This is a genomic window from Rhodococcus sp. DT1 (assembly GCF_049844875.1).
Classification (GTDB): Bacteria; Actinomycetota; Actinomycetes; order Mycobacteriales; family Mycobacteriaceae; genus Rhodococcus.
This window is the reverse complement of record NZ_JBNCLW010000003.1, coordinates 563,003-580,559: the sequence shown is the minus strand read 5'-3', so window position 1 is coordinate 580,559 and position 17,557 is coordinate 563,003. Positions and strand designations below refer to the sequence as shown.

At 69.2% G+C, this 17,557-nt stretch carries 11 protein-coding genes; 6 read left to right on the top strand and 5 right to left on the bottom strand.

All coding sequences use genetic code 11. The annotated features are described in order from the left end of the window. Nucleotides 1-90 precede the first annotated feature (90 nt). Both ACLQ3J_RS10245 and malQ read left to right on the top strand, forming a co-directional pair. A complete protein-coding gene (locus tag ACLQ3J_RS10245) occupies nucleotides 91-1,479 on the top strand; it encodes a T3SS (YopN, CesT) and YbjN peptide-binding chaperone 1 (RefSeq protein ID WP_425903094.1) in 1,389 nt (462 codons plus the stop codon). Nucleotides 1,480-1,541: 62 nt separating this feature from the next. Continuing rightward, complete coding sequence (gene malQ, locus ACLQ3J_RS10240; protein WP_425903092.1) at nucleotides 1,542-3,668, top strand: 4-alpha-glucanotransferase; 2,127 nt, start codon at nucleotides 1,542-1,544, stop codon at nucleotides 3,666-3,668. A gap of 47 nt (nucleotides 3,669-3,715) precedes the next feature. Here malQ and ACLQ3J_RS10235 read toward each other — a convergent pair whose 3' ends face one another. Both ACLQ3J_RS10235 and ACLQ3J_RS10230 read right to left on the bottom strand, forming a co-directional pair. Further along, nucleotides 3,716-5,506: an AMP-dependent synthetase/ligase gene (locus tag ACLQ3J_RS10235; RefSeq protein ID WP_169622441.1), complete on the bottom strand. Its 1,791-nt coding sequence runs from the start codon at nucleotides 5,504-5,506 to the stop codon at nucleotides 3,716-3,718. Beyond that, nucleotides 5,499-5,990, bottom strand: coding sequence for a MarR family winged helix-turn-helix transcriptional regulator (locus ACLQ3J_RS10230; RefSeq protein ID WP_422425231.1), 492 nt, complete (start codon nucleotides 5,988-5,990; stop codon nucleotides 5,499-5,501). The genes ACLQ3J_RS10235 and ACLQ3J_RS10230 overlap by 8 nt, the downstream gene beginning before the upstream one ends. A gap of 194 nt (nucleotides 5,991-6,184) precedes the next feature. Here ACLQ3J_RS10230 and ACLQ3J_RS10225 point away from each other — a divergent pair, with 194 nt between their 5' ends. The 3 genes from ACLQ3J_RS10225 to ACLQ3J_RS10215 are packed head-to-tail and all read left to right on the top strand — an operon-like array spanning nucleotide 6,185 to nucleotide 12,977. Beyond that, nucleotides 6,185-7,693: a DUF2397 domain-containing protein gene (locus ACLQ3J_RS10225; RefSeq protein ID WP_425903090.1), complete on the top strand. Its 1,509-nt coding sequence runs from the start codon at nucleotides 6,185-6,187 to the stop codon at nucleotides 7,691-7,693. Then, complete coding sequence (locus tag ACLQ3J_RS10220) at nucleotides 7,690-8,826, top strand: TIGR02678 family protein (protein ID WP_425903088.1); 1,137 nt, start codon at nucleotides 7,690-7,692, stop codon at nucleotides 8,824-8,826. Before ACLQ3J_RS10225 ends, ACLQ3J_RS10220 begins: the two co-directional genes overlap by 4 nt. Beyond that, nucleotides 8,823-12,977, top strand: a complete 4,155-nt coding sequence (locus ACLQ3J_RS10215) for a TIGR02680 family protein (protein WP_425903087.1) — start codon at nucleotides 8,823-8,825, stop codon at nucleotides 12,975-12,977. The genes ACLQ3J_RS10220 and ACLQ3J_RS10215 overlap by 4 nt, the downstream gene beginning before the upstream one ends. Before the next feature lie 117 nt (nucleotides 12,978-13,094). On the opposite strand, the gene ACLQ3J_RS10210 is transcribed toward ACLQ3J_RS10215, so the two are convergent. Together ACLQ3J_RS10210 and ACLQ3J_RS10205 are read right to left on the bottom strand one after the other, a co-directional pair. After that, nucleotides 13,095-14,279 carry a thiolase family protein gene (locus ACLQ3J_RS10210; protein WP_169652756.1) on the bottom strand — a complete coding sequence of 395 codons (1,185 nt, stop codon included), beginning with the start codon at nucleotides 14,277-14,279 and terminating at the stop codon, nucleotides 13,095-13,097. Between the two features lie 100 nt (nucleotides 14,280-14,379). After that, on the bottom strand, nucleotides 14,380-15,195 hold the full coding sequence (locus ACLQ3J_RS10205) for a hypothetical protein (RefSeq protein WP_422423652.1): 816 nt from the start codon (nucleotides 15,193-15,195) through the stop codon (nucleotides 14,380-14,382). 440 nt (nucleotides 15,196-15,635) lie between these two features. Between ACLQ3J_RS10205 and ACLQ3J_RS10200 the strand changes: the two genes are divergently transcribed. Continuing rightward, nucleotides 15,636-15,932, top strand: coding sequence for a chorismate mutase (locus tag ACLQ3J_RS10200; RefSeq protein WP_169622434.1), 297 nt, complete (start codon nucleotides 15,636-15,638; stop codon nucleotides 15,930-15,932). A gap of 90 nt (nucleotides 15,933-16,022) precedes the next feature. Here the strand turns inward: ACLQ3J_RS10200 and ACLQ3J_RS10195 are convergent, their stop codons facing one another. Continuing rightward, nucleotides 16,023-17,447 (bottom strand): aldehyde dehydrogenase family protein, encoded by a 1,425-nt coding sequence (locus ACLQ3J_RS10195; protein WP_296551538.1) that lies wholly within the window; start codon nucleotides 17,445-17,447, stop codon nucleotides 16,023-16,025. Between the last annotated feature and the right edge of the window lie 110 nt (nucleotides 17,448-17,557).

Here is a 17,557-nt window from a genome sequence, read left to right as displayed (position 1 = left end):
TGCCGAGCGCGGTGTCGGTAGGGGCGACTAGTGTTTTTTGGCACGGGTCGAAGCCCTGAGAAGGGACCGGAGCAAGGAAGGGGGCCGAACATGGCCGAGGCGCACAACCGCTTCGACCGCGACGTCGATCTGGCGTGGCGGGAATTCCGCGCGCGACTGGCCGACCACGTCGCCGCCATGCAGGACGGCGACGGCCTGGTACTCGAGCCTCTCGCAGAGGAGTCGGCCGGGCCCGCCGGGCCGTGCGTGCAGTTCTACGCATGGGACGAAGACCAGGTGCGGTGCGAGGTGCCGTCCAACACCCATCTCGCGGACGACCGCAGGTTGCGCCCGGAGGACGAGGCGTTGCTGCTCGAACTCGGGCTGCACGCGCCGTCGCGTGGCGCCGACGACCCGGAAGACGGTGGATCCCCCGCGTTCTGGATCGACCGGCCGCTGGCGTGGGCCGATCAGCTCGCCGAACTGTCCGTCCGTGCGCTGCGCGAGGTCTGGGGCGTGCCGCATCCGTTGTTCCTGCGGTCCGAGACGTTCGGCGCGGGACGCACACCGGTGTTCGAGCCGCCCGGGCCACGGGCCGAGAGCCGCCCGGCGGTGCTTTCCCAACTGGCCGTCGAACCCGTGAGCGAGGACCACATCCGCGAGCTGATCGAATCCACCGTGCACGACCGCATCGGCGAGTGCCCCGCCTGGGACGAGGACGGCGATCTGATTCTCAAGATCGACGGAGTGCTGGTGTTCGTCGGCGTCGGTCCGGGTGGCGCGTCGGTCGACCTGTTCGCCCCGATCGTCCATTCCATCACCGGCCGCACCCGGGCGGCGGAAGTGGTGTCCGATCTCAATCGGCGCTGGCCCCACCAGAAATTCGTCCTCGTCGACGACCGTCTCGCCGTGGTGAACCACCTGCCCGCGTCACCGTTCGTACCCGCGCACCTGGTGTCCGCACTCGACGGGCTCGCACAGTTCCTCGAAACCGTCGACAACGCGTTCGCGTCGCACGTCGGCGGCATGCCGTTGCGCGAACAGGAACCCGACCACGAGTGTGTCCCCGAATCGTTCGAGGATCCGCCGTGGACACCCGCGGGAGAAGAAGATCTTCCGCTGCCACTGCTGGCACTGCGCGACTTCCACCTCGACGGCAAGGTCGAAATCCCCACGAGGACGGTCGCCGCGATCGGCGATTGGGAGTCCGAGCACCTGCAGGCGTTCCTCGACATGAGCAACGAACAGCAGGTCGGCTGGGCGAGTGAAGCACTCGCGCGCGCTGCCTCCGGGAACGACGACGGCGTGGCCGAGGCGGACGCCAAAGCACACCAGTGGGAGCTGACCGGCCGCTCGCTCACCGCCGCACTCGAACTCCTCGAGCGACAAGGCGACGAGCCGAAGCAGCGCGCGCCCCGCTCGAAGCCGCTCCCGCCCGACCAGCCCGCCCTGTTCGACAACCCCGACGAACCCACCCTGTTCGACGGCTTCGGCGACTGACCGTCGGCAGCTAACGGGTCTGCGTCTGCGACCGGCCCGGCTTGCTGGCATGATTCGACATCGTGACGTCGACGGAAAATCTACGAGAACTGGCCGGCCATCACGGGATCTCCACGACCTACGTCGGCTGGGACGGCGACGAGCACGATGTTTCGGACCGCACGCTGCAACGGATCCTGGCAGCGCTGGACGTTCCCGCCGCCACTCCCGAGCAGATCTCGGCCTCGCTCGCCGATGTACCCGACCGGCCGTGGCGGCAGATGCTGCCGCCGTCCCTGGTGGTCACGGAGAACGAACAACGGACCTTTCCCGTCCACGTCCCGCACGGCGACCCGGTGTCGGTGTGGGTGGTCGACGAGGACGGCCGTGAGGTCGCCGTCGAGCAACTCGACATCTGGGTCGACCCGCGTCTCGTCGACGACCGGCTCGTCGGCCGGGCCACCTTCGCGGTGCCCCGCCTGCCCCTCGGCTGGCACACGCTGCACGCGCGCAGCAACGACGTGGAGAGCACGGCGACACTCGTCGTCACGCCGGTGCGACTGGCGACAGCCGACCGAATCCTGCAACAGCAACGCTGGGGCCTTGCGGCGCAGTTGTATTCGGTACGGTCACGCCGTTCGTGGGGTATCGGGGATTTCGCCGATCTCGCCGACCTCGCGGCCGTCACCGGCGGGCACGGCGGAGATTTCGTCCTGGTCAATCCGGTGCACGCCGCCGAGCCGGTCCCGCCACACGAGCCGTCGCCCTATCTCCCGTCGTCCCGCCGGTTCGTCGACCCGCTGTACGTGCGGGTCGAGAACATCCCCGAAACCGCGTATCTGCCGCGCAAGCACCGCGCCAAGCTGGACGAGAGCGCAGCCCGCTTCACGAAGGTGAACAAGAAGGCGGCGCAACTGGACCGCGACACCACGTACCGGGCGAAGCTGGACATGCTCGAGCATGTGTACCGGGTGCCTCGCGGCCCCGCGCGGCAGGCACGGTTCGACGCGTTCTGCGCCCAGGGCGGAGCGGCGCTCGACGACTTCGCACTGTGGTGTGCGCTGGCCGAGAAGTTCGGCTCCCGGAAGTCGCAATGGCTCACCCGCGCGCCGTCCCCCGACGCCCCGGGCGTCGGCGAACTCCAGGAGAAACTTGCCGGCCGAATCGATTTCTATCGGTGGTTGCAGTGGGTGTGCGACGAGCAGCTCACCGACGCACAGGACAGCGCTCGCGCCGCCGGGCTCGACATCGGGATCGTTCACGACCTGGCGGTCGGTGTGCGCCGGGACGGCGCCGACGCGTGGACCCTGGGTGATGTGCTCGCCTCGGGCGTCACGGGCGGCGCTCCCGCGGACGACTTCAATCGCAACGGGCAGAACTGGAATCAGCCACCGTGGCGGCCGGACCGACTCGCGGAGGTGGGCTACCTTCCGTACCGCGATGTGGTGCGCTCAGCACTGCGTCACGCGGGAGGTGTCCGGGTCGATCACATCCTCGGATTGTTCCGTACGTGGTGGGTCCCGGAAGGCTTCTCCCCCGCGGACGGCGCCTATGTACGGAGCGACCACGAGGCCCTGATCGGCATTCTCGCGCTCGAGGCGCAGCGTGCCGATGCCGTGGTGATCGGCGAGGATCTCGGTGTGTTCGAGGAGTGGGTGCAGGAGTATCTGGCCCGGCGCGGAATCGCGGGCACGTCGATCCTGTGGTTCGAGAAGGACGGCGACACCCCTCGCTCCCCCGAGACCTACCGCAGGCTGTGCCTGACCTCCGTGACGACCCATGACCTGCCGCCCACGTCCGGTTACCTTGCTGCCGAGCACATCACGTTGCGGTCGGCGCTCGGACTGCTCGAACGCGACCTCGAGACGGAACTGGCCGACGAAGCGGTCGCACGGGATGCGGTGCTGCGGCTCGCGAGGGAACACGGGTTCCCGGTGTCGGAGGACGACTCCGACGACGCGGTCACTGTGCAGTCGCTGCATCGCCTGATCGCGACCAGTCCTTCTGTGCTGCTGGGGCTTTCGCTTGCAGACGCTGTGGGCGAACGACGCAGTCAGAACCAGCCGGGCACCGTCGACGAGTACCCGAACTGGCGGATTCCGCTCGCCGACGAGCACGGCAAGGCGGTGTTGCTCGAGGATCTCGCGGGCAACGAGCGCTTCGCCGCACTCGCAGCGGCACTCTCACCGCCCGCTACCGCTCGGGACTGACCGTGCAGCCACCCGATCCTCGGACCGGGTGGCTGCACGGCAGGAGACTACTTGCGGTACATCGCCTCGATATCGGCGGCGAACCGCTCGGTGACGACATTGCGCTTGATCTTCAGCGTCGGCGTCAGCTCGCCGGATTCCTCGGTCAGATCCCGCTCGAGCACGACGAACTTCTTGATCGACTCCGAATGCGACACCATCGTGTTCGCGTCGTCGATGATCGTCTGCAGAGCGTCGCGGAGAGCCGGATCGTGGCGGAGATCGGCGATCGTCGCGGTGGACGGCTTGCCGTTCTCGGTCTTCCAGTTCTCGAAGACGTCGGGGTCGACGGTGAGGAGCGCGGTGATGAACGACCGTCCGTCTCCGATCACGACCGCCTGCGAAATGATGGTGTGCGACCGCATGCGGTCCTCGAGGGGCCCGGGCGAGACGTTCTTGCCTCCGGCGGTGATGATGAGGTCCTTCTTGCGGCCCGTGATCGACACGTATCCCTCGTCGTCGATCGATCCGAGGTCTCCGGAACGGAACCAGCCGTCGTCGAACACCTCGGCGGTGGCCTCATCGTTACGCCAGTACCCGTTGAACACGACGTTGCCGCGGAGTTCGATCTCCCCGTCGGCGGCGATGCGCGCGCTGTTGCCGCCCATCGGCTGACCGACGGTGCCGATCTTCTGGGCGCCCGGGGTGTTGACGCTGTGTGCGGCGGTGGTCTCGGTCAGTCCGTAACCCTCGTAGATCGGAACGCCGACGCCACGGAAGAAGTGGCCGAGCTTGGGGCTCAGTGCCCCGCCACCCGAAATGGCGTACCAGCACTGGTTACCCATCGCCTCGCGCAGCTTCGAGAAGACCAGCTTGTCGGCCAGCGCGTGCTTCGCCTTGAGGGTGAACGTCGGGCCGCCGTGGTCGAGCGACTCGCTGTATTCCACCGCGGTCTGCTCGGCGAACGCGAAGATGGCACCCTTGAGTTTGCCGCCGGCGGCCGCCTTGGCCGCGGCACCGTCGCGTACCTTTTCGAAGACCCGCGGAACGCCGAGGATGATGTTCGGCGAGTACCGGGTGAACTGTCCCGAGACGGTCGAGAAGTCCGCCCAGTGGGCCTGCGCCGCGCCCGCCTCGAACAACGCGAGCGAGACCGCGCGAGCGAGCACATGGGCGAGCGGCAGGAAGGTCAGGCCGCGGTTTCCGGGCTTGGCGACCGCGCCTACCGACGAGGTGAGGATCGCGCGGACCTCGGACAGGAAGTTGGCGTGCGTGAGCATGCAGCCCTTGGGCCGACCCGTGGTGCCGGAGGTGTAGACGAGCGAGGCGAGGTCGGCCGAGCGGATACCCGCCAGACGCGCCTTCAGTTCCGCATCGTCGACGTCGGCACCTTCGGCGAGCAGCGTGTTGACCGCGTCCGCCTCGATCTGCACGACACGCCGCAGCGTCTCGGGCATGCCGACGAACAGTGCCTCGTGACGCGGGGTCTCGACGATGGCCAGACACGCCTCGGAGTCCTCGAGGATCCAGCGGATCTGCTCGGTCGACGACGAATCGTAGATCGGCACCGACACCGCACCGGCCGCCCAGATCGCGTAGTCGAACAGCGACCACTCGTACCGGGTCGCGGACAGCAGCGCCACACGGTCACCCGGGCGGACGCCGGCGGCGATCAGGCCCTTGGCGACGCCGCTGACCTGTTCCCCGAACTGACCCGCGGTCACACCGATCCATTCGTCGCCAACCGGGCGCGAATACATCACTCGGTGCGGGGTCTTCTCCGCATGTTCGAAGACCGTGTGGACCACGGACTCGTCCTCACCGATGGTGTACTGGGCAGGGGTCGAGTACTCACGCACTGATATCTCCATCGTTCTGGTCGGGAGTCCGGGTGGCGCCCCACTCGACGCCGCTTCGAAAGCGGTGCAAAAGGTGCACGAACCGGTCGAGATCGTCCTTTTCCCATCCGGCGAGACCCGCCCGGATCTCGCCGTGCCTGCGCAGCACGGTGTCGTCGAGGATCGCCCGGCCGCGGTCGGTCAAGCGCAGGGGGTTACCCGTCCTGACCGGGCCTGCCGTGGCCTCGACCCACCCCGCCTCGACGGCGTTGCGCACCTGGCGGGACACGGTGGACCGGTTGACGCCGAAGGTCTCCGAGATCTCGGTGGCACGGCAGCCCGGATGGCGGGCTATGAATCCGAGCAGGGAGTGCTGAGCCAGACTGAGCGCGCTGTCGTGTGCGCGCTCCCCGGCTGTCAGGAAGCGGACGAGGTGCACGAACTCGTCGTAGACCTGCGCCACTTCGGTCTCGGCCGGCGTCCCGGCCTGCCACTCGTGTTGCACAGGGCAACTATAGGCGCGGGGTGTGCTGCGACACTAATCGGTACGACCCGTCCCTGTGATCCGTCCACGACCGGCGCGCGAGCAGGCCTGGACCGTTGTCACGCTTCTCGAGGCGCCGCCGGGCGACCGATACCGGGACAGTCCGCACCGCTAGCCTGTCCCTACCGTGACGGCGCACGTGCAGGGAGGTTCGGATGGGTGATGGGGGCGGCCGAGACCTGTTCCGATATCTGGTCGCCGACGAAGCCGACGACTACACCGCGGTGATGGACTGCTTCTCCGGTCTCCTTCTCGCCGAGTTGTCCGCCGCGGACATCGCGTCGGCCCTCGCCTCCACGGGCACCCCGCTGCACGCCGACGTGGTCGAGGCGCGCTGCCGCCGGCTCGTCCACTGGGGGAATCTCGCGGCGTCGGGACGCGACACCGGCGGAAGCGCCGTCACCGACTACGTCCGTGCCCGGGCCCGCTATCGCACCACCGTTCCCGGCGCCCGGGTGCACCGGGAGGCCGCCGCGGTGCTGTCGTCGCGTGACGGCGCGCGCGAGGTGGCACGCGAGTCGCTCGGCCGCATCGCCGACGCGCTCGTCCTGATCGACGCCCTGGTCGGAGACTCGGGTTCCGTCGCCGATCCCGACGCGCTCGCAGGCCACGTCACCGGAGTCTTCGCACACCACCGGATGTTCACCGAGAGCGTCGCCGATTTCTATACCTACCTCGGCGGGGTCCTCGCCCGGCTGGACCTGTCCGACGACGACTACACCGAATTCAAGCTCGTCTTGCTCGAGTATCTCGACGTCGTCACCTCGGATGTCGCGCAGTACGCTCCGCTTGTCGCCACCCGGCTGCGCGATCTGGCACCCCGGCTGGACCTGGTGCTCGCCGCGTTGCCCGGCACAGGCCTGCCCGACCCGGCCGGTGTCGTGCGGTCGCCGGGGCGCACCCGCAGCGACTGGGACGAACTCGCCCGGTGGTACGACGAGGATTCGGGACCGCGCCGGTTGCGGGACGCGGCAGCGCACGCGTTGACCCGCCTGCTGGTACACACGCGGCGACTCACGTCGGCCACACCGGGCTTCTCCCACCGCGCCGACCTGCTGCGGCTCGCCGGATGGTTCGCCGAATCCTCCGACGAGCAGGCGCACCGCCTGTTCGCGGCAACCTTCGGCGCCTACCCCAGCCGGCATCTTCTTCTCGGCCCCGACGAACCCGACCCCCGGGTCGGGCCGGGCACGTCGTGGTGGGACGCCGATCCCGTGCATGTTCCGGTGTCGCTCCGCGAACGCGGCGACCGTTCCCCCCGCGGACGCACGGCGCGCATCCCCGATCCGACGCCCGATCGCACACGTGCCGACGCGCTCGCGACCCAGGAGTCGCAGGAGCGGGCCGCGGCCGTCGAGGAACTGTGCGGTGCGGGAGACCTGAACGGCGCGCATGTCTCCGACCTCGCCCGCACCCTGCTGCTCGACGCACTCGGGGAACTGCTGGCCCGCTCGCGGTCGCTGGACAGCCCCGCACGCGTCGACGACCACGACCTCGGGCTCTCCCTCACCGCCGAACCGGGGCCCGACACGGTGGTGCACTGCCCCGACGGTGACCTCACCGTGCACGCGCTCTCGTTGCGGGCCTCGGTGCCCGGCAGCCGTGCACCGACCGGCACCCGTGCACAGACCGACACCGACTCGCAGAGAACAGGTACGGAGTGACCACAACGACGGGCACGGTGGCCCAGGACACCACCGGCCGCCGGCATGCGGCCCGGGTACTGCTCCAGCAGCCGATCCTCACCGCGGCGCAGGACCCCGACACCTTCGAACTGGTACGGCGACACGCCACGGCTCTGAAGTCGATGTTCGCGGAGCAACTGGGATACACACTCGTCGTCGACACCTCGTTCGCGCGGCTGACGAAAGCACCGCTCGACGGTTCGGCCCCGAGCCGGCCCGTGCGTCGCGGCAACGGAGACGAGTTCGGGGCCACCGCGTACATGTACCTCGCACTGGTCTGCGCTGCCCTGCTCGCGCCCGGCGCCGACGACCGCGTGCTCGTCTCGAACCTCGTCGACCAGATCCGCGCCGACGCGGACGAACACGGAATCGCGCTCGGCGACACGCTGTCGGAGCGTCGGCACCTGGTGTCGGCGTTGCAGACACTCCAGGAGTGGGGCGTCCTCACCGAACCCGGCGGCGAGGGCACTGCCGTCGACGATCTCCCCGGCGACGTTCCGCTCACGGTCGACCGGGCGCTGCTCCCCCATCTGATGTCCGGTCCGCTGCACAAGGCCACCGGACCGGCGGCGATCGTGGCGTCGCCCGCGCAGGAACCGGCGGCGCGCCGGTTGTACCGACGGCTGGTGGAAGACCCGTTCGTCGCTCGCCGTGACCTGGACGCAGACGCGGTCGAGGTGCTCGTCCGCGACCGGGCCGAGCTCACCCGGCGGCTCGACGAGGACTTCGGACTGGTGCTCGAGGTGCGCACCGAAGGCGCCCTGGCCTACGACCCCGACGGTGAACTCACCGACGCGCCCTTTCCAGGAGCGGGAACGGTCGAGCAGGCGGCGCTGCTGCTCGTCTCCGAACTCACCGACCGCTACGGCACCGAACCGGGTGCGGACCTGCACGTCGACACGGCTGCCCTCGATGTCCTGCTGGGTGAGTTCGTGGCGGCGCATGCACGAACGTGGCGCCGTGACTACGTCCGTGATGTTCCGCTGCTCCGACGCGACGTGACGTCGCTGCTGACGCGACTGGGCCTCGCCCGACCCTCCGAGGACGGACTGATGCTGGCCGCCCCCGCCGCCCGTTACCGCCCCACCGCCGCCGAAAGATCTGCCACATGACCCACTCCTCCGACGCTCTGCTCCACGACGACAGCGTTCCGGTACGCCATCCCCATCGCTGGCGACTGTCGCGAGCAGGAATCGTCAACGTGTGGCACTACCTCGACACCGAGTTCACGTTGCCCGGCGGCCGGATGATCCTGCGGGGCACCAACGGATCCGGCAAGTCGCGTGCCCTCGAGATGCTGTTGCCGTTTCTTCTCGACGCCGACCGCAAACGCATGGATGCGACCGGCGCCGCCAAGGTCGACCTCGACGAACTGATGCGCACCGGCGCTGCCGGACAGACCAACCGGATCGGTTATCTGTGGATCGAGTTGGCACGCCCCACCGGTCACCTCACCATCGGTGCACACATCCGGTACAGCGCCACGGCGCACCGCAGCGAGGTGCACTTCTTCACCACCGAGCTTCGGATCGGGCACGACCTCGTGCTCGTCGACGAGTTCCGTGCTCCGCTTTCGCGTGACGATCTCGCCGCCCGGATCGGCGCGGACAAGCTCACCCGCGAACCCGACCGGCATCGTGACACGGTCCGTGACCTGGTCTTCGGGCTCCGAGGCGAGGGTGGCCGCGACCGGTACACCGGGCTGCTGCAATTGCTCCACACATTGCGGTCGCCCGATGTGGGCAACCGGATCGACGAAGGCCGGCTGCCGCAGATCCTTTCCGATGCGCTTCCCCCGCTCGCCGACAACATGCTGGTGGAAGCGGGAAGTCAGCTCGATCTGCTCGGCGAGAGCCGTCGAGCGCAGGCTCAGCTCGAGGCATCGCTGACGCGCGTGCGCCAGTTCCACGCGGTGTATCGGCGCTACGCCGCCGACCTGCTGCGCGCGAGCGCCGACGCTGCGGTCGCCGCGGCCGACCGCGTATCCGACACCCGGCGCGAACTGGCAGCAGCAGAAGCCGACGCCACCGATCTCGATACGCAGGCTGCCGCCGCCGAGACACGACTGCGCGAGCGCCGCGATCAGCTCTCCGAACTCGAGCGCGCGATGCGGGGACTCGAGACCCACGAACTGTTCCGCACCGCAGACGACCTTGCCCAACGTCAGCTCGCGGTCGACGCTCTCGGGCTCGCCGCAGATCAGGCGATCGCCGCGGCGACGCGAGCGCGCACCCACGAGCGCCTCGAAGCAGACCGTGCCGGCGAACTCCTGGACGAGTTGTCCGCGGCGGTCGACCGGACGACCGAACGCCTCGCGCTGGCGAAACGCGAACTCACCGCCGCCACCGTCCCGCACGGCGCACTTCCCGCCGACGTCCGCCTGGACGTCGACCGGGAAGTGCCGGCCTTGCACCCGGTGCGCACGGACCGCGACGCACCCCCCGAGTCGGCGCCGCGACCGACGATCGCGCGAGCGACGCTCGTCCCCGAACAGTGCGAGGAGGCCAGGGCCGCAGCCGAGTACGCGGCCGCGGCGGCCCGGCGTCGCCGCGAGCAGGCGTCCCGGCGACTCGGAGAGGCCCGGCGACTCGACCTATGGGGGCGCGGCGTACGCGAAGCGGAGGCAGCCGCCGAGCGCGCCGCCCGGGAAGCCGAACGCGACTCCGCTCAGCGGTTCGAGGCCGCCGCCCGGCTCGACGACGCGGCACTGTCGCTGCGGCACGGCTGGCGCGAGTGGCTCACCTCGGACTCGACGTCCGCGCTCCTGCCGGATCTCGACGCCGTCGGGTTGATGCGTCGCTTGTCGGCGTATCTCGAGTCCATCACCGACACCGACACCGAAATCGATACAGACGCCGACCCGATCCTGTCGGAACTCGGCGCCCTGCCGGCGTCCGCGGCCGAGGCAGCCGTCCACGCGCTGGACGAGACCGCTGTCGCGCCGCCGCAGGACCGCACCGACGACGCCCGGCGCCGGGCACTGGCGGAGGAACGCGACGCACTCGACGCCGACGACGGGACTCCCGTGGGAGCGCCGTGGCAGTCGCCGAGCAACGGTGTACCGCTGTGGCGGGCAGTCGACTTCGCCGACACCCTCGGTGAAGACGACCGCATCGGCATCGAAGCGGCGCTGCTCGCCGCCGGTTTCCTCACCGCGACCGTGGACGGCGAGGGCAGGCTCCGGGCGCACACCGGCCAGGTCCTCGTCTCGCCTCGCGGCGAACCGCCGCGGCAACCGTTGTCGACGGTGCTCGTACCCGCCCCGGAGACGGACGTACCGCTCACCGCGATCACGGCCGTCCTGTCCGCGATCGGGTTCGAAGACGCCGCTGCGGTCGCGTCGGTGTCGCGGGACGGACGATGGCACAACGGGGTTCTGCGCGGCCGGCACACCGCCGAGTCCGCGCGCTATATCGGCGCGGGTGCCCGCGACGCCGCCACCGCCCTCCGGCGCATCCGGCTCGACGAAATCACCGCGGACCTCGCGGCACTCGACCTCGCCGCCGAGCGCCGGACCGCCGAGCGCGGCGATCCGGCCACGAGCCGGGCCCGGGTGCATGCTCATGCGTCGTCGGCTCCCACGACCGGAGCCCTGGAGGAAGCGCTGCACCGGTACCGAGAGGCCGACGGCCGCGCGCAGGTCAGCGCCGCCGCCGCGGCCGAACTCAGAAAGCACGCCGCGACACTGCGGACCCAATGGTCCACCGATCTCGACACCCACCGAGCCACCTGCACCCATTTTTCCTTGCCGCGGGACGTGGCAGACCTCGAAGCGGTGGTCTCGACCTGTGCGGTCGCAGAGAGAACCTGCCTGGATCTGTCGCGAGATGTCGGTGACGTGCTTGCCGCACGGGACAGACTCGCCGCGGCCACCGACCGTTTCGCGTCCGCGTCCGACGTGCGTGCCGAGGCAGAGGAGAACGCCGAGTCGTGCTGGCACGAGTGGCACGGCAAGGCAGCCGTCGTGGCCGCACAGGTGGAGGCACTCGACGTCGATGCCGCCGATCTCGCTCGCGAGCTGCGCGATTCGGACGCGGAACGCGCGCGCACCGAAGAACAGTGCCGACGCACCGTGACCCATCGTGAGCACCTCGGGAAGGCCGTCGCGGAGGTCCTTCAGCAGTGCGCCGCCGTGCGGGAGCGGCTCCGGCGCGACCGCGACGAACTCGCCGCCGCGGCCGGCCGGCTGTCGGCACAGATGCAACTCCCCGAAATCGCCGCAGCCGCCGACATTCAGGCGGAGCCGCTCGCGCACCTCGACGACCCCGACCACGTGCGCACCGCTGCACAGGCACTGTTGAGCGTGCTGCCCGCGAGCACCGGGACGGGCGACAACCGGATGCTCGCCGCGCTGCAGCGGTTCGATCGCGACATCTCCGATCGTCTCGAGGTCCGGCACACCGTCACCGAGTCCGCGCATGTGGTGAACATCGGCGGCGTCGGCGACGACACCACACCCACCGGCGTGCTGGCCGAGCTCACCAAGCGCGTCGAGGACGAGAGTCGTGCACTGTCCCAGCGTGAACGCGACGTGTTCACCGGTTTCGTGCTGGGCGGGGTCGCCGACGAACTGCGCCGCAGGATCACCCAGGCCGAACAGCTTGTCGCTGCGATGAACACCAGCCTGGCCGACAGCCGCACCACCCACGGGATCGGGGTGCGCATCGCGTGGCGCCCGGTGCGCGAGGATGCGGACGCGGCTCTGGTGACCCGTCTGCTCACCGGGGAGCGGTCACCGGGTGACAGCGAGGAACTCCTCGAGCTGCTGCGTCGCCGGGTGGAAGCGTCACATGCCACCGATCCGTCGGCCGGATACGCCACGCACCTGTCGCAGGCGCTGGATTACCGCCAGTGGCACACGGTCGAGGTGACGATCCTGGGTCCCGAACCCGATCAGGAACGCAGGATCTCCACGCGCGCCAAGATTTCCCAGGGCGAGACCCGGTTCGTGTCGTACGTGTCGCTGTTCGCCGCCGCGGACGGCTACCTGTCCGGACTGCCCGATACCGATCTGGCGCTGCGCCTCGTTCTGCTCGACGATGCGTTCGCGAAGATCGACGAGCCGACCATCGGCGAGCTCATGGGGCTGCTCGTACGGCAGGACATCGACTTCGTGATGACCGGCCATGCCCTGTGGGGCTGCGTCCCGGGGGTGCCGGCACTCGACATCTACGAAGTACGCCGCCTCCAGGACGGGTCTGCGGTCACCACGCGGGTGCACTGGGACGGACGCACGCGCCACGTGCGTCCGTCACTCCCGTGACCCGGAGCTCTTCCCGGCCGTGACACGGGCCGGGGCCGGGCGATCTCGTCGCCCGGCCCCGGTTCCGTTGAATGCGGCGGTGTCGTCAGTTCACGCGCTCGTCAGTTCACGCGGTCGTCAGTTCACACGGCGCAGCAGAGCCGCGAGAGCCTGCCCGCCACCGATGCACATGGTGACGATGCCCAGCTCGAGGTCGCGGCGAACGAGGTCCTTCGCGACGCGCAGGGTGAGGATGGCGCCGGTTGCTCCCACCGGGTGACCGAGGGCGATCGCGCCACCGTACGGGTTCGTCTTCTCCGGATCGAGCTTGGCGTCGCGCATCACGGCGATCGCCTGCGACGCGAACGCCTCGTTGAGTTCGACGGTGCCGATGTCGGCCGGCGACGTGCCGGTCTGCTCGAACAGCTTGCGCAGGGCGAAGGTCGGCGCGTAGCCCATGAGCTGCGGGTCCATCGCGGCGGTGGTGACGGCCTCGAGAACCACGGAGCCTTCGAGTCCGCGCTCGCGGGCGGCCGACTCACGCGCGAGCACGAGCGCGGCGGCACCGTCGTTGATGCCCGACGCGTTACCGGCGGTCACCGTGCCGTCCTTCGTGAAGGCGGCGCGCAGCTTCCCGAGTGTTTCGACGGTGGTGCCGGGCTTGGGATGCTCGTCCTCGGTGACGGTGACGGGCTTGCGCCCACCGATCTCCACCGGGGTGATTTCTTCGGCGAACACGGCCTTGGCGGCATCGGTCGCGGCACGGCGCTGCGATTCGACAGCGAAGGCGTCCTGCTGGTCGCGGTCGACGCCGTATTCGCGGGCGACGTTCTCCGCGGTGACGCCCATGTGGAGGTTGCTGAACGGGTCGGTCAGCATGCCGACGGTGCCGTCGACGAGCTCACGATTGCCGAGCTTGTAGCCGTTGCGCGCACCGAAGTCGTAGAACGGCATGCGCGACATGCTCTCGTCGCCACCCGCCACGGCGATGTCGGCGCTGCCCCAGCGGATCTCCTGCGCCGCAGACCACACGGCCTGCAGCCCGGAGCCGCACAAGCGGTTGACCGTCAGGGCCGGTGTCTCGACCGGCAGTCCCGCGGCGAGGGTGACGCGGCGCGCGTTGTAGGCGTCCGCCCCGACCTGGCCGATGCATCCCATGATGACTTCGTCGACGTCCTCCGGTGCCACCCCGGCACGCTTCAGAGCCTCGCGCACAGCCGTGGCGCCGAGTTCGTGGGCGGGCACATCCTTGAAGGCGCCACCGAAGCTACCGATCGGCGTACGTGCGCCGTCGATGATGACGATCGGTTCCGGAGTACTCATGTTCTCGTCCTATCTGATCGAACACCGTTGTCCGCGACGCCGACGCTCCGAACCGCAATCCGATGTGGCCTGGTCGCACGAGGGAAATCCGTGACGGATATTACGACACCGGGTGCCTGTGCCCGCCATCGCTACCGTCCTTCTTCTCCGGAGCAGCGAGGTCACCGCTGCGTACGCGGGTCGCCGCATCCGGGGTACCGAGTTCGGCACGCATGTCCGGGCGCCCCACGTAGAGCTCGAGAACGCGATACAGGAGCGAGGCGTCGATATCGAAGCGCCGGGAGTCGACCACGATCCGCGGGGAGGCGGGTATCGATTCCAGGCGGAAGATCTTGCTCGTCCGGCGACGTGCCCACGCGGCGGTCTCGGTGCCCTCCACCCACATTTCGGGATAACCGTGATGAACGGCGCGGAGGCGCGCCACCGACACCCAGGGCAGATACGACTCCACGAACCAGCCGCGGTGCCTGATCCCGTCGGGGCCGAGTGTCAGCCCTCCGGCGCGGATCCTGCCGAGTGCCACTTCTCCGAGGAACACGACGCAGACCGACCCGAGCGTTGCCAGCACGACGCTGACCAGCGGCACACCACCGTTGGTGACGAGCACTTCGACCGCGGCGCCGAGCGACAGCGCCGCCGCGCATCCGACCATCGCGACCAGCAGCAGGAATACGGCCGTGCGGGCCTGCACCTCGGTGGTTCCGCGACCGGAGGTCTCCGTGTACCGCACTTTCGGCTCGCGTCGCTCCGGCCACCAGTACACCGCTCCGAACAACGCGGTGAGAAGCATGAGCACCGCGAGAATCACGAAGAATCGCGACTCGCCTCCGGCGCCGGACTCCGCAGCTCGCAACCCTCCCCACAGCGCACCGAGCCCGGTCAGTGCAGCGGCTCCCGTCGCCACGGTCGCCGGCACGTTCCATTTCTGCGTCGGCCATTCGGGGGGGCGTTCCGGAGCCGTCCGAATGCTGTCGGCCTCTCCGTCTTCACCCCGCCGAACGTATGTTCGTCGCATCGGTCTCCCCTCCGGGTCTGCCAGGAGCCCCGACGCCCCCGGCCCGCGCCGGTCGGAGCCCGACGCTACCTGAACGGGTAGGCGCCGCCGCGGGTCGGTGATCCGGGGAGCCACGGACGGCGAAGGGTCTCGCGGTCGGCAATTCGGTTGGCAGGCGAGAATGTGACGATTACCATACTTACTGGTCAGTTGTAGTGTTACGCCAGTTCACACGGCGTTTTCAGGGGGTCGGAACAGTGGCGAATACGGGTTCCGGAGATTTTTTGGTATGGCCGAGTAACACCTCCGGCGAGGAACACGACATTATCTCTGACGATTCAGACGAGACCGGAGGAGTCTGCATGACTGTCCAGCTTGATTCGCCTGGCATCGGCACCCAGGGCGCAGCGTCGACGACCGAAGCTGAACTGGGGACGTTGTTCGAACAGGTTCAGGAGCTCGACGCCCAGATTCTCGACGTCATCAAGCGACGCGCCGAGCTGGCACAACGCATCGGTGCTGTCGCGAAGAAGTCCGGCGCGACCCGCGAGGCGCAGGCCGAGGAGATGGCGGTTCTCGACCGATTCCACGAACTCGGCGCCGACGGCAACACGCTCGCGATGACGCTGCTGCGCCTCGGGCGCACGCGCCGACGCTGAGACCCGTCACGCCACTTCCAGCCCCCGCACCCACGGTGCGGGGGCTGCGTCGTGCCGGGAGCCGTCATCTGCGCGGTAGACCGGGCGGCATCAACGCAGGATTGTCTTGATCTCGAGGAACTCTTCGAGACCGGACACGCCGCCCTCCCGGCCGATGCCGGACTGCTTGTAGCCGCCGAACGGGGCGTCGGTGTTGAACGCTCCCCCGTTGATGTAGACCTGACCGGTCCGAATCCGGCGCGCTACCGCCTCGGCACGCTGCGGGTCGGCGGACCACACGCCTCCGGACAGGCCGTACTCGCTGGTGTTCGCGATACGCACGGCGTCGTCCTCATCGCGGTAACCCATGATGGACAGCACGGGCCCGAAGATCTCCTCGCGGGCGATCGTCATCTCTTCGGTGACTCCGGAGAAGATCGTGGGGCCGACGAAATATCCGGTGCCGAGCCCGGTGTCGCGGCCGTCGAGCACCAGTTCTGCGCCTTCGGCGACGCCCGTGTCGATGTACGCCCGCACACGCGCCTGCTGCGTCGAACTCACGAGCGGGCCGAGCTTCGATGCGGCGTCGCCCGGGTGTCCGACGGTGAATTTCCGTGCCACCTGCTCGGCGAGCGCGGCGACTTCCGGCATTCGCTCGGCCGGGACCAGCATGCGGGTCAGGGCTGTGCAGGTCTGGCCGGAGTTCAGGAAGCACTTGCTCACGCCGTCGGCGACGGCCGCGGTGAGATCCGCGTCGTCGAGGATGATATTGGCGGATTTGCCGCCCAATTCGAGCGCGACCTTCTTCACCGTCTCCGCCGCGACCGCCGCGACCCGCTTACCGGCGCGGGTCGAACCGGTGAACGACACCATGTCGACGTCCGGGTGCGCCGCGATGGCCTCACCGACGACCGGACCGTATCCGCTCACCACGTTGAAGACCCCGGGCGGCAGACCGGCCTCGTCCGCGATGTCGGCGAGCGCGTAGGTCACCAGCGGCGCCACCTCGGTCGGCTTGAGGACCACGGTGCATCCGGCCGCGAGTGCCGCGAACACCTTGAGGACCACCTGGTGCAGCGGGTAGTTCCACGGCGTGATGGCGCCGACGACCCCGATCGGTTCGCGCACCACGAGTGCGTTGCCGATCTGCCGGTCGTCGAACTCGTAGTCCGCGGCCAGCGCCGCATAGCTCGCGATGTTCTTCAGTGGCATACCCACCTGGACCGCGGCGGCGAGCCTCATCGGCATCCCCATGTCCTGGGAGACGGTCGCGGTCAGGTCCGCGGCACGCTCGTTCGCGAGGGCGGAGATCTTCTCGAGGTGGGCGCCGCGCGCCGCACCGCTGAGGGAGGACCACGCGGGAAATGCAGCCCTGGCAGCGGCCACGGCCCGATCGACGTCGCCGGCGGTTCCTTCGGCCACCTCGGCGATGACTTCTTCCGTTGCGGGGTCGCGGACCTCGATGCGCCCGGGCCCGTCCGATGCCACCCACTGTCCGTCGATGTAGATCTGCGTGCGGTCCAGAATGTCGGTCATGCGCGCCTCCGTGTGTGTCGTGCGTCTCTCCGGCGCAGCGTATCGAAGGAAGTCGCGTCGGTGGGCCGGCTGTTCGACGGGATCGGTGCCCGCGCTGCCGGGCGGGACAT